The 22,465-nt window shown below is 43.8% G+C and carries 19 protein-coding genes; 6 read left to right on the top strand and 13 right to left on the bottom strand.

Going from position 1 to position 22,465, the window contains the following annotated elements; genetic code table 11:
• Positions 1-293: 293 nt before the first annotated feature.
• The 3 genes from fbp to NSS75_RS21615 all read right to left on the bottom strand — a co-directional run bounded on the left by fbp (position 294) and on the right by NSS75_RS21615 (position 3,398).
• Positions 294-2,219, bottom strand: a complete 1,926-nt coding sequence (gene fbp / locus NSS75_RS21625) for a fructose-1,6-bisphosphatase (RefSeq protein WP_339235116.1) — start codon at positions 2,217-2,219, stop codon at positions 294-296.
• A 240-nt stretch (positions 2,220-2,459) separates the two neighbouring features.
• The gene (locus tag NSS75_RS21620; protein ID WP_106019867.1) at positions 2,460-2,618 is read right to left on the bottom strand and encodes a hypothetical protein; all 159 of its coding nucleotides are present in this window, start codon (positions 2,616-2,618) and stop codon (positions 2,460-2,462) included.
• Positions 2,619-2,687: 69 nt separating this feature from the next.
• Positions 2,688-3,398, bottom strand: coding sequence for a GntR family transcriptional regulator (locus NSS75_RS21615; RefSeq protein WP_339235111.1), 711 nt, complete (start codon positions 3,396-3,398; stop codon positions 2,688-2,690).
• 157 nt (positions 3,399-3,555) lie between these two features.
• Here NSS75_RS21615 and NSS75_RS21610 point away from each other — a divergent pair, with 157 nt between their 5' ends.
• The 3 genes from NSS75_RS21610 to NSS75_RS21600 all read left to right on the top strand — a co-directional run bounded on the left by NSS75_RS21610 (position 3,556) and on the right by NSS75_RS21600 (position 8,518).
• On the top strand, positions 3,556-5,424 hold the full coding sequence (locus tag NSS75_RS21610; protein ID WP_339235108.1) for a beta-glucoside-specific PTS transporter subunit IIABC: 1,869 nt from the start codon (positions 3,556-3,558) through the stop codon (positions 5,422-5,424).
• 13 nt (positions 5,425-5,437) lie between these two features.
• Entirely contained in the window at positions 5,438-6,877 is a 1,440-nt protein-coding gene (gene bglA / locus NSS75_RS21605; protein WP_339235105.1) for a 6-phospho-beta-glucosidase BglA, read from the top strand.
• A gap of 288 nt (positions 6,878-7,165) precedes the next feature.
• Positions 7,166-8,518, top strand: a complete 1,353-nt coding sequence (locus NSS75_RS21600) for a polysaccharide pyruvyl transferase family protein (RefSeq protein WP_339235102.1) — start codon at positions 7,166-7,168, stop codon at positions 8,516-8,518.
• Positions 8,519-8,629: 111 nt separating this feature from the next.
• Here the strand turns inward: NSS75_RS21600 and ahpF are convergent, their stop codons facing one another.
• The 6 genes from ahpF to gntR form a co-directional block, all read right to left on the bottom strand.
• Positions 8,630-10,159 carry an alkyl hydroperoxide reductase subunit F gene (gene ahpF, locus NSS75_RS21595; protein WP_095712603.1) on the bottom strand — a complete coding sequence of 510 codons (1,530 nt, stop codon included), beginning with the start codon at positions 10,157-10,159 and terminating at the stop codon, positions 8,630-8,632.
• 13 nt (positions 10,160-10,172) lie between these two features.
• Positions 10,173-10,736 carry an alkyl hydroperoxide reductase subunit C gene (gene ahpC / locus NSS75_RS21590; RefSeq protein WP_339235098.1) on the bottom strand — a complete coding sequence of 188 codons (564 nt, stop codon included), beginning with the start codon at positions 10,734-10,736 and terminating at the stop codon, positions 10,173-10,175.
• A 290-nt stretch (positions 10,737-11,026) separates the two neighbouring features.
• Positions 11,027-12,439, bottom strand: a complete 1,413-nt coding sequence (gene gnd / locus NSS75_RS21585; protein ID WP_339235095.1) for a decarboxylating NADP(+)-dependent phosphogluconate dehydrogenase — start codon at positions 12,437-12,439, stop codon at positions 11,027-11,029.
• Between the two features lie 25 nt (positions 12,440-12,464).
• The gene (gene gntP / locus NSS75_RS21580; protein WP_024123483.1) at positions 12,465-13,811 is read right to left on the bottom strand and encodes a gluconate permease GntP; all 1,347 of its coding nucleotides are present in this window, start codon (positions 13,809-13,811) and stop codon (positions 12,465-12,467) included.
• Between the two features lie 28 nt (positions 13,812-13,839).
• Positions 13,840-15,381 (bottom strand): gluconokinase, encoded by a 1,542-nt coding sequence (gene gntK / locus NSS75_RS21575; protein ID WP_339235092.1) that lies wholly within the window; start codon positions 15,379-15,381, stop codon positions 13,840-13,842.
• Positions 15,374-16,105 carry a gluconate operon transcriptional repressor GntR gene (gntR, locus tag NSS75_RS21570; protein WP_339235089.1) on the bottom strand — a complete coding sequence of 244 codons (732 nt, stop codon included), beginning with the start codon at positions 16,103-16,105 and terminating at the stop codon, positions 15,374-15,376. Before gntR ends, gntK begins: the two co-directional genes overlap by 8 nt.
• A 192-nt stretch (positions 16,106-16,297) precedes the next feature.
• On the opposite strand from gntR, the gene NSS75_RS21565 reads away from it, so the two are divergent.
• Both NSS75_RS21565 and NSS75_RS21560 read left to right on the top strand, forming a co-directional pair.
• Positions 16,298-17,446 carry a glycerate kinase gene (locus tag NSS75_RS21565; protein ID WP_339235086.1) on the top strand — a complete coding sequence of 383 codons (1,149 nt, stop codon included), beginning with the start codon at positions 16,298-16,300 and terminating at the stop codon, positions 17,444-17,446.
• Between the two features lie 88 nt (positions 17,447-17,534).
• Positions 17,535-18,566: a polysaccharide pyruvyl transferase family protein gene (locus NSS75_RS21560; protein WP_101859675.1), complete on the top strand. Its 1,032-nt coding sequence runs from the start codon at positions 17,535-17,537 to the stop codon at positions 18,564-18,566.
• A gap of 146 nt (positions 18,567-18,712) precedes the next feature.
• On the opposite strand, the gene NSS75_RS21555 is transcribed toward NSS75_RS21560, so the two are convergent.
• Complete coding sequence (locus NSS75_RS21555; protein ID WP_024123478.1) at positions 18,713-19,123, bottom strand: hypothetical protein; 411 nt, start codon at positions 19,121-19,123, stop codon at positions 18,713-18,715.
• 14 nt (positions 19,124-19,137) lie between these two features.
• Positions 19,138-20,607, bottom strand: coding sequence for a lipase (locus NSS75_RS21550; protein WP_339235082.1), 1,470 nt, complete (start codon positions 20,605-20,607; stop codon positions 19,138-19,140).
• Positions 20,608-20,668: 61 nt separating this feature from the next.
• On the opposite strand from NSS75_RS21550, the gene NSS75_RS21545 reads away from it, so the two are divergent.
• Positions 20,669-21,169: a DUF1433 domain-containing protein gene (locus NSS75_RS21545; RefSeq protein ID WP_198098237.1), complete on the top strand. Its 501-nt coding sequence runs from the start codon at positions 20,669-20,671 to the stop codon at positions 21,167-21,169.
• 131 nt (positions 21,170-21,300) lie between these two features.
• Here NSS75_RS21545 and NSS75_RS21540 read toward each other — a convergent pair whose 3' ends face one another.
• Both NSS75_RS21540 and NSS75_RS21535 read right to left on the bottom strand, forming a co-directional pair.
• Positions 21,301-21,993, bottom strand: coding sequence for an LrgB family protein (locus tag NSS75_RS21540; protein WP_095712609.1), 693 nt, complete (start codon positions 21,991-21,993; stop codon positions 21,301-21,303).
• Positions 21,963-22,367 (bottom strand): CidA/LrgA family holin-like protein, encoded by a 405-nt coding sequence (locus NSS75_RS21535; RefSeq protein ID WP_095712610.1) that lies wholly within the window; start codon positions 22,365-22,367, stop codon positions 21,963-21,965. Before NSS75_RS21535 ends, NSS75_RS21540 begins: the two co-directional genes overlap by 31 nt.
• Positions 22,368-22,465: the final 98 nt, after the last annotated feature.

Here is a 22,465-nt window from a genome sequence, read left to right as displayed (position 1 = left end):
GGGAGCTGTTTCAGTTGTGAAGAGTAGAACTAATGATTTGTAAAAAGTTTCAGGCTTTCAATGTCAGCTCCGGCTATGTCGTGCAATGTCTTCCATTCATGAATTGTTTCGGTCTGAATGCCATATTTTTTGCAATCTCTTTCATCGAAGCATTCCCCTGCTCATATCACGTCACATTCTGAATGTGTTTGTTTTGTCTTCTTTTGAGTGCGATTATCAAACCATGAAACCCCCCAAGTTATTTATCTGTCTACCTTGAGGGAATATATTATCTTCTCTGAACCCCACATCTCTCACTTCATATACCGATACTCCCGCAAACTCTCCAAAATCGCAACTTCCTGCAACAACTCCTCACCAACATTCGTTTCCTTCACTTTCTTCCGCTCAAGCTCTTTATCCACTAATCGTTTCACCGTTAAGACGTCGGTTCCGGTGCTTAGGACTTCTGCCTTGGAGTTGAAGTGTTTATGGGCGACGAGCTGCATGCCGTAGGAGTTGTATAGCAGCGTGTAGCCGGCGATGCCTGTTGTGGATTGGTAGGCTTTGGAGAAGCCGCCGTCGATGACGATCATTTTTCCGTTTGCTTTGATTGGGTCTTCTCCTTCGATTTCTTTTACGGGTGTATGGCCGTTGATGATATGGCCATGATCTGGATTGAGGCCGAATTCTGCCAGGATGTTTCGGCAGGTTGCCTCATCTTCGCGTAAATAATAATACGGGTTTTTCTTTTCTTTATGCGTTTCCTTTTCTTTAATGAAATACCGCTCAAATGTCGTCATGGCGCGTTTTCCGAAGAGGGAAGAGTACTCGCCTGTCCATAAATACCAAGCCATATCTGTGGCAAGATCATCGGTTTCTTCCGGGTGGGCAAATGCTTCCCGTAAGAACCGCTCAAATACATCGAGCAGCTCACGGCCCGCATACGGTTTATCCTCAATCATCATCGTTTCCATATTGCCGTTTTTATCGACAGGAATACAGCCATGGATTAACAGGTTGCCGTTATATTTTAAATAAAGGCTGCCTTTTTTCATCATAAAATTCATATGGCGGCCCAGCTTTTCGGAATGCTGGACAGAGAATAGCAGCTTGTCTATGACTTCTGCTTCTTCTTCTAATAGCTGATCTGGCTGTTCCGGATTGATTGTCGCAAAGCAGGTGTTTTCCAGCTGATATGTTTTTCCGTTCAGCGTGATTTCATTTTTATCATAATCAATTTTTTCCAGTAACAGCCGTTCCTCCATATTAAAGTTCGGCCGTCTCTTGATAATCGGGCTCTCAAGCTTGAATTGGATCATGGCAATGGCTTGATGGATTTTTGTGATTTGCTTAATCTCATCCTCTGGCCTGTTGTCGTCTGCTTTTGGACGGAACGCTGGATTATCTTCGTAATATTTTTCGGCCAGATTCATCAGCGGTCTTAAATTGATGCCGTACACGTCTTCAATAATATCCAGGTTGTCGTAGCGGGCACAGATACGGATAATATTGGCCAGGCACACTTTGGAACCGGAGTAGGCGCCGATCCAAAGGACATCGTGATTTCCCCACTGAATATCGACAGAATGATAGTTGATCAGCTCCTCCATAATCCTGTCTGGCTGCGGTCCGCGGTCGTAAATATCGCCGACCACATGCAGATGGTCGACCACCAATCGCTGAACGCTGTAAGCAAGGCCGGTGATCAGCTTATCGGCTTGGCCAAGTTCAATGATCTGGTCAATGATTTCGGAGTAATATTGCTCCTTGTTGCCAGCTTGTTCTGTTTTGTATAGCAGCTCCTCCGTAATATAAGCAAACTGGGCAGGCAGTGCTTTACGCAGTTTGGAGCGGGTATACTTCGAGGAGCAATAAGAAACAAGCCTAATCATTCGGTTAATCGTTTCTTTATACCACTCGTTTAACGCTTCTTTCGCATCAAAATCATGTTTGATTAACTTCAGTTTGTCTTCCGGGTAATAGACCAATGCTGCTAAGTCATCAATTTCTTTATCGTAAATGACACCGCTGAAAATGTCGCGTATCTTCTCTTTGACTCGTCCCGAACCATTACGCAGCACGTGCTGGAATGCCTGATACTCCCCGTGCAAATCACTGACAAAATGCTCGGTGCCTTTTGGCAGGTTCAGTATCGCTTTCAAATTAATGATTTCCGTTACCACTTTTTCTTCACAATCGTATTTTTGTGCGAGTAGATCTAAGTACTTGCTTTCCAAAACCGTCCATCCCCTTTTTAGAATAAACCCCTATTTATGAGCGTGTGCATATCAGGTTAATTTAAAAGTATGTCATTATTTTTCATCATTGGACCCTTATACGATAGTAACGCATAACTCCTTTTAGAGACAATGAAAATGAGGGAAAGAGGGTGGCGAAATGAGTGAGGATAAAATGGATGAATAAAGTGAAGCACAAAAAAACCAGATTTCAGTACAAATCTGGTTTCCTATAGCCGTTCAATGCTTTTCTTTCACCATCTTCATAAAGAGGAAAAAGATAATGAATACGATAAAGTAATTCATTGGATTCTTAAAGATGCTCATCTCTAGTGAAATCTGTAATAGTATCCAGAGCACGAAGATGGCTAGTATGGCAGGAATGATGATTTTGTACATGTCGACCACCTTCCATAGTTGATTGATAGAAGAGGGGTGTTTCTTCATTAGAAGCAAGGTGCAGCTGCCCTACAACAAAAAACTATTCGCCTGCACCACAAACTGCGACTGCTCATAATGATAAGAGATTTTCGAGAAATCAAACGGCTGCCCATTTGTCAGATGAAAAATACTTTCTATATAAAGCTTGGGCAGTCCTGCCTCCAGCCCCAAGTACTCCGCTTCTTCTTCATTAAGCTGACCCACGTGAAGAAACAAATCAGAAAAGCCAATCTTCAGTCCCAATCCTTCCCGGATGTAATGAAAGATTGAGTGAGAAACAATTTCCTTGTTCAAGTACGTTACGATGGATTTGTTGTAATAGGATTCTTCGTAGCATAGGGTTTGGCCGTTGATGTAGCGGACCCTTTTGACAAAGTAGATGTCCTCATCTTGTCCGATGTTGAGGTTTTCTGCCGCTTCCGGTGTTGGCTTTCTCACGTCCAGTTCAATGACCTTTGAGGTGACATTGAAATCCTCGAGATCTTTTTTAAATCCTTGATTCGACAGGAGGCTGAGGTAGCCTTTTCGTTTATGCTTTCGGACGAAGATGCCGCTTCCTCTGAGCTGAAAGATCGCGCCTTTTTGTTCTAGTAGATCCAGAGACTTTGTGATTGTGCTTTTGCTGACCTCAAACTGGGCCATGAGGGTTTCTAGCACTGGCAGCTTATCTCCCTGTTTAAGCTCGTGTTCTTCTATATACTTTTCGATCTCCGCTGCGATTTGCTGGTACTTTAACATACGCATTCCTCATTCATTCGTTTAGTTTCACTTATCAAAATTATAGCATAAACCGCTTACATAAATGATAAAGGTATAAATACTTTGTCAGAGTATTGATAAATTATACCGGTACAATTATAATGAAAGCGTAACCAAAACAAAGGGGTGGGTGAAAATGTCGGGGAAAGTGAGAGATTATACGAGACTAGCAAAAGACATTTTGGAGGCGGTAGGCGGGGAAGAGAATGTGATAGGGGCTTCTCGCTGCGCAACCAGGCTTCGCTTGGTGCTGAAGCGGTCTAAGCCGCAAGCGAAAGATATCGTTAAATCCATGCCCGGCGTAATTACGGTCGTAGAGAACAGCGGGCAATTTCAGATTGTTATTGGACAGCATGTAGGGGACGTTTTCGATGCGTTTTCGAAGCTGGTCAATATTGATCTGTCTGGTGACCAAAGCGAAAATAAAGGAACGATCCTGAACCGTGTTATTGCGACTATGTCAGCGGTATTTGCGCCATTTGTGTACATTTTGGCTGCGGCTGGTATTTTGCAAGGTGCATTAATTCTCATTAATTTACTGTTTGATGGCTTTGAGAAAACGGGAACTTATCAGGTTTTTAGTTTCATATCATGGGCGCCGTTTACGTTTTTGCCTATTTTTATCGCGATTACGGCATCAAAGCATTTTAAGACCAACACGTATATCGCTGTAGCGTGCTGTGCCGCGTTAGTCAGCCCGACATGGGCGGAGATGGCGACTCAAATCGCAGACGGAAAGAGCATTTCCTTCTTAGGGATTGCTTTATCGCAAACGACATACACATCTTCCGTGCTGCCGCCATTATTTCTAGTGTGGATGTTGTCTTACCTTGAACGATTCTTGAATAAGAGAATGAACGAAGTGATCAGACCGTTATTTGTTCCTTTCCTATGTATGGTCATTATGGTGCCAGTAACAATTGTCCTTATTGGTCCTGTGACAACGCTAGGCGCAAATGGGATTGCAAACGGTTTCAACTTCTTGGCGGAAAACGTGCCGGCTTTGGCTGGAGCCATCATCGGCGCATTCTGGCAGGTCATCGTGATCTTTGGCGTACATTGGGGCATTACGCCTATGGTATTGGCGAACTATGATCTATACGGACGGGATTCATTCCAGGCGTATCAAACGATTGCGGTGGTTGCACAGGTTGGCGCAGTGCTTGGCGTTATCTTAAAGGCGAGAAATAAGGAAACGAGAAAAGTCAGTGTGTCAGCTGGGGTGACCGGACTGTTTGGCATTACTGAGCCGGCGATCTACGGTGTGACCTTAAGATTTAAGAAGCCGTTTATCTTTGGCTGTATTTCCGGGGCGGTTGGTGCCATCACGGCCAGTTTCTTTAATCCGTATTACTTTGCGTATGCCGGACTTCCGGGACCTCTGACGATCGTGAATGGCATCAATGAACAATTCCCGACGTCCATCTGGGGTATTTTAATCGGTGCTGCGATTGCGGTGATTCTTCCTGTTGTGCTGATTCAGATCTTTGGCTACGGTGAAGATACTGCTGCACAGACGGAAAAGGATAATCTTCTGGCGGAACAGGCAAATGAAGAGACAGTCTATGCGCCATTTAGCGGCAAGGTCATTCCGCTTTCTAAGGTGCCTGATGAGGTATTCAGCTCAGGTGCCATGGGACAAGGCTTGGCGATCGAGCCATCCGATAATAAGCTCTATGCTCCGTTTGACGGAACCGTCGTCATGGTTGCGCCTACAAAGCACGCGATCGGCCTTCGTTCGGCGTCTGGCGTCGAATTGCTTGTGCACATCGGGCTGGATACAGTGACGTTAGACGGAACTCCTTTTGCCTTAAAGGTGAAAGAGGGAGATACAGTCAAAAAAGGCGAGGTGCTTGCTGAGTTTGATAAAGCATTCATTGAACAGAAAGGGTTAACAACGATTACCCCAGTCATCATCACGAATTCACATGCGTATCAGGAAATTCTCATCGAGGATCTTGAAGTAAGTGCGTTAGACCAAAAATTATTTACAGTCGTAAGCTAGGGAGGAATATAAGATGGAAAAAATGCCGAAGGATTTCTTATGGGGCGGCGCTTTAGCTGCCCACCAATTTGAAGGAGGATGGAATCAGGGCGGTAAAGGGCCAAGTGTCGTCGATGTGATGACAGCGGGTGCGCACGGCGTACCGAGAAAAATCACGGATTCCATTGAAGAGAACGAATTTTATCCGAACCATGAAGCCATTGATTTTTATCACAGATACAAGGAAGATATCGCTTTGTTTGCGGAAATGGGATTAAAATGCTTGCGGACGTCCATCGGTTGGAGCCGGATTTTCCCGAAAGGCGATGAGGCTGAACCGAATGAAGAAGGCTTGCAGTTCTACGATAATGTATTTGATGAATTGCTGAAGCATGGAATCGAGCCGGTGATTACACTGTCTCATTTTGAACTGCCGCTCCATCTGGCAAGAGAATACGGCGGCTTCAGAAATCGCAAAGTCGTAGACTTTTTCGTCAAATTTGCTGAGGTTTGCTTCAACCGATATAAAGATAAAGTGAAGTACTGGATGACATTCAATGAGATCAATAACCAGATGGATGTGAACAACCCTCTGTTCCTATGGACGAACTCAGGTGTCGTGGTCGGAGAAAATGAAAATGCCAAGGAAGTCATGTATCAAACGGCGCACCACGAGTTACTTGCAAGCGCATTGGCAGTGGCAAAAGGAAAGGAAATCAACCCTGAGTTCCAAATTGGGGCCATGGTGTCACACGTGCCGATTTATCCTTACTCCGCTAATCCGGAAGATGTGATGCTTGCTGAAGAAGAAATGAGACAGCGTTATTTCTTCCCGGATGTGCAGGTTCGCGGTTATTATCCAAAGTATGCGCTAAAAGAGTTTGAAAGAGAAGGATACAATATCACGATCGAAGATGGCGATGACGAGATTTTGAGAAATGGAACAGTCGATTATTTGGGCTTCAGTTATTATATGTCGACAACTGTGAAAAGCGATGTCGAAAATGACAATACGGGAGATGTCGTAAACGGCGGGCTGCCGAATAGTGTTGAAAATCCGTACATCACATCCAGTGACTGGGGCTGGGCGATTGATCCGACTGGTTTAAGATACACATTAAATCGTCTCTATGATCGATACCAAATTCCATTATTCATCGTTGAAAACGGCTTTGGGGCGGTTGATACGCTTGAAGAGGACGGTACCATCCATGATCCGGAACGTATTCAATATTTGAAATCACATATTGAAGCACTGGAAAAAGCGGTCACTTATGACGGTGTAGATTTAATCGGCTACACGCCGTGGGGCATTATTGATATCGTTTCCTTTACAACAGGCGAAATGAAAAAGCGCTACGGCATGATCTATGTTGATCGTGACAACGAAGGAAATGGATCCATGAAGCGGTATAAGAAAGATTCATTTGAGTGGTACAAACAAGTCATTCAAACGAATGGTGAGGAATTATAAAGCAGATGGCCCGAGTCGAGCACTTAACCGAAGTGCCTGGTTCGGGTTTTTTTGTGATCCGAACCGATATCCAGTAATGGGAATAGATTACCAACGCTGATTGCTGTGTTATGATTTCACCTGTAAGATTCTTTTTTGTATAATTTAATATTAGAACGGAAGAAAGGGAGAGAGTTTGTGAGTAAAAAGGGATGAAAGCGGGTGTCCGGCTGAAGGTTTTAAGATCATGATAGAGTTCCCTAAGCAAATCTCCTGACAAAAATTTGGCGAGGAAGGGGCAACATCACATTGAAAAACATTTTAATAAGAGCTGGCATATCACCATTTGATACATTTAATGCAGCTGAAATGATTGTTCGCAACTCCATCGGCGGCAACGTAGGAAACCTAGTGTATGCTTACAGTGTGTTTCGTACGCTGATGACGGAAGAAACAACAATTACTCCTGATTATTATCGAATTAATCCGGCAGATGCTGAACAAATCAATAAAAAGTATGATATGTACATTATTCCGCTGGCAGATGCATTCCGAGAGGATTTTGTGCCTTCATTACGGAAATATACCCAATTAATCAAAAAACTAACCATTCCGGTTGTTGTAATTGGTGTTGGGTTGCGTGCTCCATTTGAACCGAAGTTAAATGAGGGTTTCCCATTTGATCAGGATGTAAAGGCATTTGTGAGTGCGGTGCTGGAGAGATCCAATATGATCGGTGTCCGCGGTGAGATTACAGCGAAATACCTTTCCAGATTAGGCTTCCGTGAAGGTGTTGACCATACGGTAATTGGCTGTCCTTCTATGTATGCGTTTGGAAGAGAACTGAAGATAAGAGAAACCAATATCACATCAGAATCGATGGTGACGGTTAACTCGTCAAGGCTGTCTCCTAAGCATGTGCTGGACTTCATTACGAGAAGCATGAAAGAGTTCCCTAATCATTACTTTATCCCGCAATGGCGGAAAGAGATGATTCTGACATATGCCGGTGCCCCTGCTTTAGCGAAGCCTGCCGATAATTATCCGGTCAGCATGGGAGACCCTGCTTATCAGAATGATAGAGTGCGGTTCTTTTTAAATGTGCCGACTTGGCTGGACTTCCTGAAACAAGCTGATTTGAGCTTTGGCGCAAGACTGCATGGAAATATCGCAGCGACGATCGCCGGAACACCGAGCCTTTTGCTGCCGAAAGATGCCAGAATGCGGGAATTAGCTGAGTACCATCAGTTAACGCATGTCATGGCAAATGAGATAACGGCTCAGACAAAACTGTCAGAATTAATTGAAACACTTGATTTCCATCAGCCTGAGAAACGGCAAGCACAAAACTTTGACCATTTTATCAGCTTCTTAAATAAAAATGAATTGGAGCATATTTATAAAGAGAAGATGATTCCTGATACAGTTCCTTTTGACGAAAAGCTATCTAGTACGAAGCTTCTTCCGCCTGTGACTACAGTTAGCGGCTGCAGTTCTACAGAAACAGCTAAACGCTGGGAAGCGCTTGTGGCATTAGAAAATGCCAAAAAGGAAAAAACCATTAAAGATCTGAAAAACAAGGTCAAAAAGTATCAAGGTACTTTAAATAGAAAATCAGTGCGTTTCGCTTTAAAAACAGCAAATATGCTTAGTGTGAAGTGACGATTCACACTACAATATTACAATTCTATTACAAGTGGATAAAATATGCAATATGGTGTAAAAAAGAAAGCCTCTATGCTGCCAATCAGGCAATATAGAGGCTTTCTTGTATTAGTTACGGATAAGGTAATCAAACGCGCCTAAAGCGGCAGTCGCTCCTGATCCCATTGAAATAATGATTTGGTTGTAAGGACCGTCTGTGCAGTCGCCGGCAGCGAATAAGCCTGGGACGCTTGTAGCGCCATTTTTGTCGACTACGATTTCGCCGATGCGGTTGCGTTCAACGGTTTCGTCTAACCATTCAGTGTTTGGCACGAGACCGATTTGGACGAATACACCTTGGAGTTCAACGTGTTTTTCTTCGCCTGTTTCGCGGTCTGTGTATGTGATGCCGTTTACGCTCTGATCGCCTGTGATTTCTTTTGTTTGTGCATTTTTGAGTACAGTGACGTTTGGCAGGCTGTAGAGACGTTTTTGCAAGACTTCGTCTGCCTTCAGTTCCGGCGCGAACTCTAGCACAGTGACGTGATTAACAATACCTGCAAGATCAATCGCTGCTTCGATACCAGAGTTTCCGCCGCCGATAACGGCTACGTCTTTGCCTTCAAACAATGGTCCATCACAGTGCGGGCAGTATGCGACACCTTTGTTTTTGAACTCTTGTTCACCAGGTACGTTGACATTGCGCCAGCGGGCACCTGTTGAAAGGATGACTGTTTTACTTTTCAGGACAGCACCGTTTTCGAGTTCAAGTTCGAACAGATCTTTTTTCTCAAGTCGTTTTGCGCGCTGAAGGTTCATGACATCAATATCATATTCCTTCACGTGCTCTTCAAGACTTGCAGCAAGCTTCGGTCCTTCAGTTGCTTTTACGCTGATGAAGTTTTCGATGCTCATTGTGTCGAGAACCTGTCCGCCGAAGCGTTCAGCGACAACACCTGTGCGGATTCCTTTACGTGCCGTATAAATGGCTGCACTTGCGCCGGCAGGTCCGCCGCCGACAACAAGAACGTCGTAAGGATCTTTGTCAGCGAACTCAGATGCATCTGCGCCGCTGCCCATTTTCGCAAGAATCTCTTCGAGGGTCATACGGCCGCTTCCGAAGGATTCGCCGTTTAGGTAAACCGTTGGCACTGCCATAATGTTTTTGCTTTCAACTTCTGATTTGTATGCCGCACCGTCAATCATAGTGTGAGTGATGTTCGGATTCAGTACGCTCATCATGTTTAAAGCTTGTACAACATCAGGACAGTTGTGGCATGTCAGGCTGATATAAGATTCAAAGTGGTATTCACCGCTGATCTTCTTCACCTGATCAATGACTTTCTGATCTACCTTAGGCGGTCTGCCGCTCACTTGGAGCAACGCCAACACTAATGATGTGAATTCGTGGCCCAGAGGAATACCGGCGAAAGTGACGCCAGTGTCTTCTCCGACGCGGTTCACACTGAAGCTTGGCGTTCTGTTCAATTCAGCTTTTTCAACAGTGATTTTAGATGACATGGAAGCCAGCTCATCAACGAGAGCCAGCATGTCCTTAGAAGTGTCATCTTCACCTGCACTCACTTTGAGAACAATGTCGTTCTCAATTAGCTGCATGTATTGATTTAATTGTGCTTTGATATTTGGATCAAGTACCAATTGAATGCACTCCTTAGATTTTACCTACTAGATCAAGGCTAGGTGTAAGCGTTTCGCCGCCTTCTTCCCATTTAGCCGGGCAAACTTCACCTGGGTTTTGACGAACGTATTGTGCTGCTTTTACTTTGCTGATCAGGTTGCTTGCGTCACGGCCGATACCGCCTGCATTGATTTCAACAGTTTGGATCACGCCATCTGGATCGATGATGAATGTTCCGCGGTCAGCAAGACCAGATTCTTCGTCAAGAACATCGAAGTTGCGAGAGATCGTTTGAGATGGGTCACCGATCATTGCGTAAGTGATTTTGCCGATTTTTTCAGAGCTGTCATGCCAGCCTTTGTGTACGAAGTGAGTATCTGTAGAGATAGAGTACACTTCAACACCTAATTCTTTAAGTGCAACGTATTGGTTTTGAAGATCTTCAAGCTCAGTTGGGCATACGAAAGAGAAATCTGCTGGGTAGAAGCAGAATACGCTCCATTGACCTTTTAGAGATTCGTTTGTTACATCGATGAATTCACCGTTTTTGAATGCTTTTGCTTCGAATGGTTGTACTTCTTTACCGATTAAAGACATAATGTTATTCCTCCTAAAAATGGTTTAGAAAGCAATAGTGCTTTCAATAATAATTCTAATTATATATGAATTATTAATTAATATATATTTTTTGTCAAGACAAAACCCCTTAATTATTTTCTCTTTTTCCTTTCATCGTGTAGGAAAGTGCTGGTGTGATCAGCATAAATTACACTTTGACAAATATTCAAATTTTATATGTCTGATTCTCAATTAGTTGCGATATGTGAGTTTAGCCTATAAAAAAAGCTGGCAGCTGGTATAAAAGCTCCAGCTGTCAGCCTTATCTATTAGTTTGCATCAGACCAATTGGTATGGAAAACGCCATCCATATCTGTCCGCTCGTACGTATGGGCGCCGAAATAATCGCGCTGCGCCTGTAATAGGTTGGCGTTGGAACGCCCTGTGCGGTAGCCGTCGTAGTAAGAGAGCGCGGTGCTTAAGCATGGGAATGCGCTTCCGGCGTTGATTCCCTCGCAAACGACTTTTCGCATGCCTGTCTGATAAGCTTTAAGCTTTTCTGAAAAATAAGGTGCAATCAGCAGGTTTGAGAGATCTGGCTGCTCTTGGAATGCTTCGCTGATGACGTTCAGGAAATCCGCGCGGATGATGCAGCCGCCGCGGAAAATCAAAGCGATGTCTTTAAGCGGCAGGTTCCATCCGTAAAGCTCAGATGACATTTTATATTGAGCAAAGCCTTGTGCGTAGGCGCATACTTTTCCCATGTATAAGGCTTGTCTGACGTATTCAATCCAGAGATCCTTATCGTAATGTTTTTCCTCTGTTTCCGGACCGGCTAACAATTGCTCAGCCGCCATACGTTCTTCTTTTAAGGACGACAGGTAGCGGGCAAACAAGGACTCGGTGATAATAGCGGATGGAATGCCGTTATCAATAGCTTGCATGCTTGTCCATTTTCCTGTGCCTTTCTGGCCGGTTTTATCAAGAATGACATCGATCAGCGGCTGACCTGTATGTTCGTCCTTTTTCCGTAAAATCTCCGCTGTAATCTCTATTAAATAGCTTTTCAGCTCACCTTGGTTCCATGTTTCAAAGATGCTGGCGATTTCTTCGAGCGGCAGACGAAGCGTTTCTCTAAGAAATGTATAGGCTTCAGCAATCAGCTGCATATCTGCATACTCAATGCCGTTGTGCACCATTTTTGTAAAGTGCCCTGCCCCTTTTGGTCCGATGTAGACACAGCATGGGTCTTCTCCGACTTGTGCGGCGATTTTGGTCAGGATCGGAGCGGCTTTTTCATAAACGTCTCGATCTCCGCCCGGCATGATGGAAGGCCCTTTTAATGCGCCGACTTCCCCGCCGGAAATGCCGATTCCCAAGTAGCCGATTCCTTTTTCCTTCAGCTCGTCATATCTTCTTTCTGTGTCTTCGTAGTGGGAGTTGCCTCCGTCCATGATGACGTCTCCTTCATCTAGTAAAGGCATTAACGAATGGATGACGGAATCGACCGGTTTTCCCGCTGTGACCATCAGAAAAATTTTTCTGGGTGTTTCTAGTGATTGAACAAAATCTTGAAGCTCGTAGTACGGGCTCAGCGATTGTCCATCCAGCTTTTTCACAAGCTGGTCCGTTAAATCTCTGGTGTAATTATAGACGGCGACTTTTTCGCCTTTATTTGCCATGTTTAAGGCGATATTGCTTCCCATTACGCCTAAGCCTATGACACCAATTGTATTGAACATGTGTGTTACATCTCCTTCATTAATTTCATACAACTAAACTTAACAATAATATAAATCCTAGTCCAGCAACGGAGATAATTGTTTCCAGCAAGGTCCATGTGGCAAATGTTTCTTTCATGCTTAATCCAAAGTATTCTTTGAACATCCAGAAGCCGGCATCGTTGACGTGTGAAGCGATGACGCTTCCTGCGCCTGTTGCGAGCACCACTAATGCAAGGTTGGCATCGGACTGTCCCAGCAATGGAATGACGAGTCCCGTCGTGCTTAATGCGGCAACGGTTGCTGATCCTAAGGAGATGCGCAGGATCGCTGCGATGAGCCATGCCAGCAGAATCGGCGATAATGCCGTTTCTTTGAATAAATCCGCTACGTAGTCGCCGACACCGCCGTTGATTAACACTTGTTTAAAGGCGCCGCCTCCCCCGATGATCAACAGCATCATGCCAATTTGCGAGATGGCTGTAGAACAAGAGTCCATGACGGTTTTGATTGGAATATTGCGTGCGATTCCCATTGTGTAAACAGCGACGAGCAGTGAGATAATCATGGCAGTCGATGCATTCCCGATTAAACGGATGAAAGCCAGGAAACTGTTATCCGCAAATCCTATTGTTTCTTGAAGCAAATCAATGATGGTAGCGATCGACATGATGATAATCGGAAGCATTGCTGTAAACACACTGATTCCAAAGCCTGGTGTTTCTTCAAGCTTGAATGTTTTTTGTGTGCCGAGTGACGAAATATTTCCGTTTTTCGCAAATGATGCAGGAACGATTTTTTTCGCGAACTTTGTAAATATTGGCCCTGCAATCAGGACTGTCGGAACAGCAACAATGAAGCCGTACAGCAGCACTTCCCCGATATTTGCGCCGTATTCTCCGGCAATTGCTGTCGGTCCCGGGTGCGGCGGCAGGAACCCGTGTGTGACGGATAATGCTGCGACCATCGGAATACCGAGATATAAAATAGAAATCTTCAATTCTCTTGAAATAGCGAATACGATCGGGATTAATAGAACCAATCCTACTTCAAAGAACAACGCGATTCCGATAATAAAGGAAGCAATCACAACAGCCCACTGTATATTTTTCTCCCCGAATTTGTTGACGAGCGTCATTGCTATACGCTGTGCGCCGCCTGAATCAGCAATCAGCTTGCCCAGCATCGCACCGAGACCGAAGATGAGTGCGATGTGGCCAAGTGTCCCCCCTATACCTTCTTCAATGGAGCTGACAACTTTATCAAACGGCATCCCAAGTGCCAGTGCCACGCCGAATGATACAACTAATAAGGAAATAAATGTATTTAATTTCAAGCCCATAATCAAAAATAGTAATGCTAAGATCCCAAGTGCAACAATGATTAATGGCATGATAATGCCCTCCCCTTCATGTCATGTGCTATTTGTGTGTAATTAGGCTTCTTTGATAATTTGCAATTTGGGTGTATTGATTTTCTAATGATCTTGATAGATTGATGAATATCGGCATTAATGTTCTATATTCTTTGGCTGAGTCTTCGATTGGCGTATGTCTGTACGTGCTGCCGATCATGTCGGACACGGCATCGAACGAATCGATTTTCCCTGTCGCATACAGGCCTAAAATGCAGGCGCCGAGACATGAGCTTTCGTAGCTTTCGGGAACGACGACTTCAGATTCGAATATGTCCGACATCATTTGCCGCCAAACCTCTGATCTTGCAAAGCCGCCAGTCGCTTGAATTCGGGTGACCGGTCCGTCCATGCATTCTGTTAGCGCCAGGAACACAGTGTACAGGTTGTAAATGACCCCTTCTAATGCTGCACGTATCATATGTTCTTTTTTATGTGACATGGTCAGGCCGAAAAATGAGCCCCGTACATCAGAGTTCCATAACGGAGCGCGTTCCCCGGCGAGATACGGATGGAACAGCAGGCCGTCAGAACCCGGTCTGACGCGTTCAGCAATCTTCGTCAGCACGTCATACGGGTCAATTCCCAGTCTTGTCGCTGTTTCGATTTCTGATGAAGCAAATTCATCTCTGATCCAGCGAAGAACGATGCCCCCATTGTTCACCGGACCGCCGATAACCCAATGCTTGTCCGTTAACGCGTAGCAGAAAATTCTCCCCTTTTCGTCGGTTTGCGGCTGGTCGATAATGGTTCGGATAGCGCCGCTCGTACCGATCGTAACGGCGATTTCTCCTTTTTTAATGGCATTCACACCGAGATTGGACAGTACGCCGTCGCTTGCGCCGATGACAAAAGGTGTGTCTGGATTAATTCCCATCTGTACCGCTAATTTCGGGCTGCAGTGCTGAAAGATCTCAATTGTCGGCACGAGTTTGGATAAGTGATCCGGCGTAATGCCTGCGATCGTCAGTGCTTCCTCGTCCCAATCCAAGCTTTTCAGGTTCATCATCCCTGTCGCTGATGCCAATGAGTAATCGATTACATACTCATTAAATAGCTGTTTAAAAATGTACTCTTTGATGCCGATATATTTTTTGGCTTTAGAAGCAATTTCTTTTCGTTCGTTTGTAATCCATGTAATTTTGCTTAACGGTGACATCGGATGAATGGGTGTTCCTGTTCGTTTGTAAACCTCATGCCCATTGAGCTCATCTTTAATCTTATGCGCCCAGCCTTCGCTTCGGTTGTCTGCCCACGTGATGCATGGCGTCAGCGGCTGATCATTTTCGTCCATGGCAATGACGCTGTGCATGGCGCTGCTGAAGGAAATAAATGAGATTTGTTTTTCCGGGTGCTGTTTCGTGATTTTTGCAGTTGTATGGATGACAGCCTGAAAAATCTCTTCCGGATTTTGTTCAGCTGTTGAGATGTCCGGTGTATGGAGCGGGTAGCCGGTGCTTTCTTTCTGTACCACGTCTCCGTTTTCAGTGAATAATACAGCCTTTGTGCTGGTCGTACCGATATCGATTCCTAACATATAACTAGTCATTTTGGTGTTCAGCTCCTTTTGCCAGCATTTGTTGTGAGAGCCAGAGGTCCTCTACTTTTTCTTGCACATCGTCAAAATTCTGGTGCAGAGACTGAACCATCAGCGCCCTGTCCTTTGTTTTGATCGCTTGAATATATAGCTCATGGTTATCCAGAATCCTTGAGAAATCTTCGTACTTTTCCTTTAACCGTACCCGCATTGATAAAAGAATAAAGCTTTCCATTACGGGTTTTAGATTGTTCCAGATCATCTGAATGTATGAGTGATCAATGGCGCGGATAATCGTTTCATGGAATAACACATCCTGAAATGAAAACTCGTCCGCGTCCTCGTATTTGATGGAGACTTTCATTATTTCTAGAATCTTGCTGAGATCTTTGATTAAAGGCTCAATGTCAATTTTGACAAGCCGTTCAAAGACAAACGTTTCTAATAATAAACGCACGTCATATATTTCTGCGATTTCCTTTTCAGTTAACCCAATCACAACCGCTCCCATTCGTTCTAAACGAATGATTTTTTCGGAAGCCAGTATTTTTAACGCTTCGCGAACCGGCGAACGGCTTACGGAAAACTCAGCCGCGATTGTATTTTCTGATAGAATGGTACCGCTTTCAATCATGCCTGAAATAATCCGCATTCTCAGCTCGCATGCGACGCGAACGCCGGTTGACGCTTTTGAAAGCCATTTTGCGGGATACAACAGGTCCTTGGAGTCTAGCATACGCTCACCTTCCTCACTAAGGAGTATACTTGTATACAAGTATGATAACGTGAATGTTTCATTAATGCAAACACTTTCATTTCTAATTTTTAATAAAATTTTTCCTGATAAATTGGTATATATCCCCAAAAGTAATTATGGTAAATTGAAGAAAGACAGTGTAAATCATCACTTTTTGAAAGAGGCGATTGGATGAAAATCATTATTGCACCGGATTCTTTTAAGGAAAGCTTATCAGCGTTAGAGGCTGCTCACGCCATAGAAAGAGGCTTCAAAACGGTTTTCCCCGATGCCGAATATCGGAAGCTGCCGATGGCGGACGGCGGTGAGGGGACTGTCCAGTCATTAATTGATGCCACGGGCGGAACCATAACAGAGCAGATTGTCACGGGTCCGCTGGGGGAACCGGTAAAAGCGTTTTTTGGCATAATGGGAGACGGAAAATCAGCTGTGATTGAGATGGCTGCCGCATCAGGGTTGCATCTTGTGCCCGCAGAGAAGAGGAATCCGCTTGTCACTTCTACTAGAGGAACAGGAGAATTAATCGCTGCTGCTCTTGATGCGGGTGCAGAGCGTTTGATCATCGGAATCGGCGGAAGTGCCACAAATGATGGCGGAGCCGGGATGGTTCAGGCGCTGGGCGGAAGGCTTCTTGATGAATCAGGCTATGAAATCGGCCCCGGAGGCGGTACGCTTTCTCAGCTTTCCTCAATAGATGTGGCAGGACTTGATCCCAGATTACGAAATGTGAAAATTGAAGTCGCCTGCGACGTGGATAACACGTTAACAGGGCCAAGAGGGGCTTCCGCTGTTTTCGGTCCTCAAAAAGGCGCCACGCCTGACATGGTGCGTATACTTGACCGGAACCTGTCTCACTTTGCGGATGTGGCAGAAACAACGCTTGAAACAAGCTTCAGGGAAACAGAGGGCGCCGGTGCAGCAGGCGGTCTCGGATGGAGTCTGTTTACTTTTCTTCGTGCTGATTTGAAAAGAGGCATTGATATCGTCCTCGATGCGGTTCAGTTTGAAAGCAAGGTTCAGGATGCAGATCTTGTGATTACCGGCGAAGGGCGGATTGACAGCCAGACAGTTTACGGCAAGACGCCGATTGGCGTGGCCAAAGCGGCTAAGGCATACGATGTGCCTGTCATTGGACTTGCGGGATCAGTTTCGCGAGACAGTGATGCGGTCTATGCACACGGGATGGACGCCCTTTTCAGCATCGTGCCGGGAGCCGTGCCCCTTGCAGACGCACTTGAGCATGCAGCCGAGAATATGGAAAGAACGGCAAGAAACATTGCGGCATCCTTAAAACTGGCGAAAACGATGTATCTGATATAAAGCCGGTCAAGCACATGCCCGTGCATATACACCCTCCTTTCTGGGTACAGACAGATAACCAAGCACAACCTAGAAGGAGGACACAGACATGACTGTACAAGAAATCAAAGGCAAAAAACTAGTAAAAGGGATCGCACCGAATGTAAAACCCGAAGCCTTATTAAATGATAAACGAAAAGTATTTTTGTTTGGTTCTCCGAGTTACACAAACATCGGAGACCAAGCGATTGCGTATGCGGAAGAGAAATTTATTAAAAATCATTTTCCGTACTATGAATATATTGAAATTATGGACTACGCGACGGACGAAGGCATTGAATTGGTGAAGGAGATCATCCGTGAAGACGATATTGTCTGCTTTACCGGCGGAGGAAATCTGGGGAACCTTTACCTTGATATTGAGGAGGACAGAAGGAAGGTCTTTGCAGCGTTTAAAGACTATAAATCCATTTCTCTTCCGCAATCCGTCTATTTTGAAGATACAGAGGACGGAAACAAAGAAAAGAAAAAAACACAGGATGCGTATCATCAAAATCCAAATTTAACGATTGCCGCGCGGGAGACACAGACGCTCGATGTTGTGAAAGAAACCTTCAATTCAGATGTCATCTTTACACCGGATATGGTGCTGTCTTTGGATATCGTACCGAAAGAGCTTGAACGGGACGGCGTTCTTTTTATTTTAAGAGCGGACAAGGAGAAGGTAACCGATGAAGATTTTATTTCACACATGATGAAATGGGCAGAAAAAACAACCTATGCGGAGCGTACAGACACGGTGCTTGATACGGTCGATATGATTGATTACGAGGATCGGGAAAAGCATTTCATGGAAATGCTCGACCGCATTGGTTCCAGTAAATTGGTGGTGACAGACCGCCTTCACGCTATGATCTTCTCGATTATCACAAAAACGCCATGCCTCGTCTTTGGAAATAGCTACGGCAAAGCTAAACATTCATACCGAGATTGGCTTGAAAGCTTAAACTTCATTGAATACACAGATAAAAACGATATTGAGGAATTAGAGCAAATGATTGACCGCCTGCTTCAAGCAGAGCCGAATGACGTTGATTTGTCTAAGGATTTTCAGCCGCTGATTGATTTCTTTAGATCGTAATGGGAAAAGCAGACTGGGAACAGTCTGCTTTTTTCTGTGCTAATGATGTTTTTCCAGACGCACAGTTTCATTCGTGATTCGTTCTCGCTGCGCCACTTCGTCGGAGATGATATCTTCTTTATTTTAAGCTATATTGACTCTCTACCTTATAAGCCAATGGAATTGATTACACTCGAAACATCGGAATGAACTTTATCAAATGAAAGGTGATCTTTCATTTTATCAGTGACACTATCTATTGCTTTTCCAGACATATGATGGTTGAGGATTTCTCGTTTTGTCTTTATAGCCTGCTCGGCATCAGTAATATTTTCAAGGATCGAAGACAAATTCTTACGGTCTTCCTGAAATGCATAGCTTAATTGTTTTTTGATTGAATTCATCAACGCCAATTTTTGTTCTTGTCTCTTCTTCTCTTTGAACGCCGCCAATTGTTCAGGTGTCATTTCAGAGGTATTTACATTAGTGTTTGAAAAAATCGAAGTGCTTGAATGCTGACTCGTCACTCTTTGCATAAAACGGTCAGCATCTGTTGGTTTCTTATTCATAAAATCCATGTTTCTTTCTCTCCTTATGAAATCCCCATTCGACTGGCCGCTGCCAGATCTGCATCATGATACGCATGTCCCATATGTCCGAGATCATCTGCAATCATCTGTAGAAAGTGTTGCAGATTGAGCGCTGCATCTACTGCCTGATCATATTTTTCTTTTGAGTAAAAAAGGTGGTGCGGTTTGTTCATTTTGATCTTATTGATCAGATCATCGACATCGGAAACTGATAATTCATCATAGGCGCCAAAACCAACCATTCGTGCATGCATATTCCTGACATCCTCAATTGAATCCTTTACTTTGTCATCGATTCTTTCAATCTGGCGTATCATTTTTGACCATTCCGTTTCGGCAATATGCTTCAACTGAGTACTTGTATTCATTAATACATGTGATTTGATCAGAATCGAAACACCTGTATTGGCCTTTACATTCGTTGATTTCATTTGCTTAAGCATCGCTAATGCAAAGTCAGGGTTGTTCTTTAAAACATCATCCACAGTTTGGACAGAGCCATCTGAATGGAAGCTGTATCGATCCAAGCCGTGACTTCCCATCAAGGCTTCAGCAAATAGTGTAATATCAAGAGATTGATTGCCATAATGTTTAAGTCCAAGGCCCAGCATTTTCACTTCATCAGGGAGGCTATTATTCTGTACACCATTCGGCAAAGCTTCGTCATACATCACTTTTACTTTGCCTACTTCAGCAGCATCCCGATTCAGCAAGGATAATCCATCATTTAAATTAATATATTCTGTTAAACGGCTGCGAAACTCTCCCTTTAACACCCGGGCTTTTACATCCTCAGGCAGGTTTTCATATATGTTAGGATTCTCGAAAGTGACACCGCGTTCTATAAAGTCATTCATCACGACTGCATAGCTTGCATTAGATCCGCCTAATGAGTGACCCGTTACTTGAATGTCAGCATTTTTAAAGTCTTTATGTATTTTTTTTGCATATTGATCTGCCTGAATGGCCTGGTTATCTGTTCCATCATCAAACGGCTTTTTGCCAACTAGATAACTAGTATCCATGTGAAGCCAATCTTGGATGATTTCATTTGCATATTCAGAGAAACCTGTTACTGAGTCAAAAGAAGACCCATCTTCTTCAGCTGGAATATTGATCCCTTTTTTCTCTAGTTCTTTAATGAGCTCTTCTCTTTTTCCACGCTGATTTGTTTCCTTAATCGTTTCTTTTAATTGGTTAGTGCTGATAGGTTCTGACCCGCGGTATGCGATGATGGCGTTTTGGATTTTTTCAGGGTGTTTGCCTTCATGAGAATTACGGTAATCCTCACGAGAAACAAGAGTAAGAGCGTTAAGGCCCTTTTCTGTTTTTTTATAATCGATAACGTATAGCTTTTGCCTGTTACTAGTATATATAATCTCACCAATATGATAGTTTTGAATATCGTAGGCAGCACTCGATATACGGTTATAATCCTCATCCGTAATTTTTATAGACTTATTCTTAGCCAATTACGCCACTCCTAATCTTTGTACATATCTTGTATAATAAAATAAAAAGGATGAATTGCCAATGATAACCATGAGGAAAATGATAAGTGCAGGTGCGATTATAATAATTTTAATTGCAGGTGCCTTATACTTTTATTTTGATAAAACCAATGAAAAAGAAACAACTGGAGGCAACAAAAATATGAACAGTGAAGAAAAGAGCGATCGAGAAAAAGCAGAAGAATATGCTGAAAAAATGAAGCCTAAAGTAGAAGAGACATTAAAGAAAGAAGACATTCATCATTTTATAAAAACGATAACCTTTGAAAAAGAAATAGAAATAAACCCGATGGGGAGAATCATTATAGATGGCTATGTAAACGGGGACCCAGAAAAGTTTCATTTTTCTGCTGATTTAATCTATAATTCTAACAAGGTTGATGGCATGAGTTTCTCTAAAGACTTAGCGGATCGATTTGAAAACTGGGATGATTTTGATAAAGAGGTTAAAGAAGACTTTTTAAATAGTTTGACGAAAGAAGAACGGGAACAATATTTAAAAGACATTGGAGAATTAAAATAAACAGGCGAAATGCTTGTTTATTTTGATCGGTTTACTTTCTCCTCTTTGCCATTTTCCAAGACGCCAGTTCGGCATCAGCAGCGTAAAATAGATATGGAAAAAGACTGCCCACTGAAGGCAGTCTTTTTTTGTTAAATATGAAACAGCCAGACGACGAGCGGCCCAAAGAATGAGCCGAGTACCGCACAAAGTGTCATTGAGACCGAACTCATGGATACAGCCAGTTCTCCATATTCAAATGCTTTTGAGGTGCCGAGTGCATGGGAGGCGCTGCCTAATGCGATGCCTTTTCCGAGTGAACTGCGGATACGAAGCCAGTTTAGGATCAGCGGCCCGAGAATGACGCCTGAAAAACCCGCGATCATGACAAATACGACTGTCATGGAAGGAACACCGCCAAGGCCGGCGGCAATTTGGATAGCAACTGGGGTTGTGATCGACTTCGGCAGAATGGACAATACGAGGTCATGATTGATCCCGAATGCTTCTGCGAAAATGAGTCCGCTGATCATCCCCATACACAACCCGACCAGCACACCGCCTATAATGGGAATACTGTATTTCATAATAATGTGCCGTTGTTTATAAAGCGGATATGCCAGTGCCACAACAGCCGGCCCAAGCAAAGAATTGATCCATTTTCCCCCGATCATATAGCCTTCATACGAAATATGGAACATCGCCAAACACGCGACAATCAAAATTGTCGTTGTCAGAACAGGGATAAGAAATGGAAAAGGGAATCGCTTGTAGAGCTGTACCATCGCTAAGTAAGCCGCAACTGTCAAAAGAATTATAATGATTGCGATACATGCTTGCTGCATTTCTTTTTCTCCTTTCGTTTGTTGGCTCTCTTTTCCAGAACTTGGCTGGCGGCTCCTGCTGCAATGATCGTGAAGATGGTGCTCAAAACGACTGTAATCAGCAACATCAACCCATTTAATGAAACGAGAGATGGATACTTCATCACCCCGGTCATAGCTGGAATGAATAACAATGGCAGAAAGGACAATAAAAACCCGGCTCCGTCTTCAATAATGGCAACCGGCACAATACGGAGGGCTAAGCAGATCAGCAGCAATACCAAGCCGACTATGCTTCCTGATATCGGTAAATGAAACAGATGCTGAAGTGCTTCTCCGATGATAAAAAACACATATAATATCAACACTTGCAAAATTATTCGAATGATTTTCACAGCAAGTACTGCTCTCTATTAGAACAGCTTCCTCCTTTCTGATTGACTTCCTTTTTGTTTGTTCTGAGGAATGACTTTACTTTCTTTTTATATGGTTG

It is taken from the genome of Bacillus sp. FSL K6-1012, from assembly GCF_037964915.1.
Classification (GTDB): Bacteria; Bacillota; Bacilli; order Bacillales; family Bacillaceae; genus Bacillus; species Bacillus halotolerans.
Note: the sequence above shows the minus strand (reverse complement) of the source record. Positions and strands in the feature narration are given on the sequence as shown.

Bases quoted from the DNA above. Each gene is read 5' to 3' on its own strand.
- NSS75_RS21620 (WP_106019867.1), bottom strand. From the start codon at position 2,618: ATGTACAAAATCATCATTCCTGCCATACTAGCCATCTTCGTGCTCTGG.
- NSS75_RS21615 (WP_339235111.1), bottom strand. From the start codon at position 3,398: ATGTTAAAGTACCAGCAAATCGCAGCGGAGATCGAAAAGTATATAGAA.
- NSS75_RS21610 (WP_339235108.1), top strand. From the start codon at position 3,556: ATGTCGGGGAAAGTGAGAGATTATACGAGACTAGCAAAAGACATTTTG.
- bglA (WP_339235105.1), top strand. From the start codon at position 5,438: ATGGAAAAAATGCCGAAGGATTTCTTATGGGGCGGCGCTTTAGCTGCC.
- ahpC (WP_339235098.1), bottom strand. From the start codon at position 10,736: ATGTCTTTAATCGGTAAAGAAGTACAACCATTCGAAGCAAAAGCATTC.
- gnd (WP_339235095.1), bottom strand. From the start codon at position 12,439: ATGTTCAATACAATTGGTGTCATAGGCTTAGGCGTAATGGGAAGCAAT.
- gntP (WP_024123483.1), bottom strand. From the start codon at position 13,811: ATGCCATTAATCATTGTTGCACTTGGGATCTTAGCATTACTATTTTTG.
- gntK (WP_339235092.1), bottom strand. From the start codon at position 15,381: ATGACTAGTTATATGTTAGGAATCGATATCGGTACGACCAGCACAAAG.
- gntR (WP_339235089.1), bottom strand. From the start codon at position 16,105: ATGCTAGACTCCAAGGACCTGTTGTATCCCGCAAAATGGCTTTCAAAA.
- NSS75_RS21565 (WP_339235086.1), top strand. From the start codon at position 16,298: ATGAAAATCATTATTGCACCGGATTCTTTTAAGGAAAGCTTATCAGCG.
- NSS75_RS21560 (WP_101859675.1), top strand. From the start codon at position 17,535: ATGACTGTACAAGAAATCAAAGGCAAAAAACTAGTAAAAGGGATCGCA.
- NSS75_RS21555 (WP_024123478.1), bottom strand. From the start codon at position 19,123: ATGGATTTTATGAATAAGAAACCAACAGATGCTGACCGTTTTATGCAA.
- NSS75_RS21545 (WP_198098237.1), top strand. From the start codon at position 20,669: ATGATAACCATGAGGAAAATGATAAGTGCAGGTGCGATTATAATAATT.
- NSS75_RS21540 (WP_095712609.1), bottom strand. From the start codon at position 21,993: ATGCAGCAAGCATGTATCGCAATCATTATAATTCTTTTGACAGTTGCG.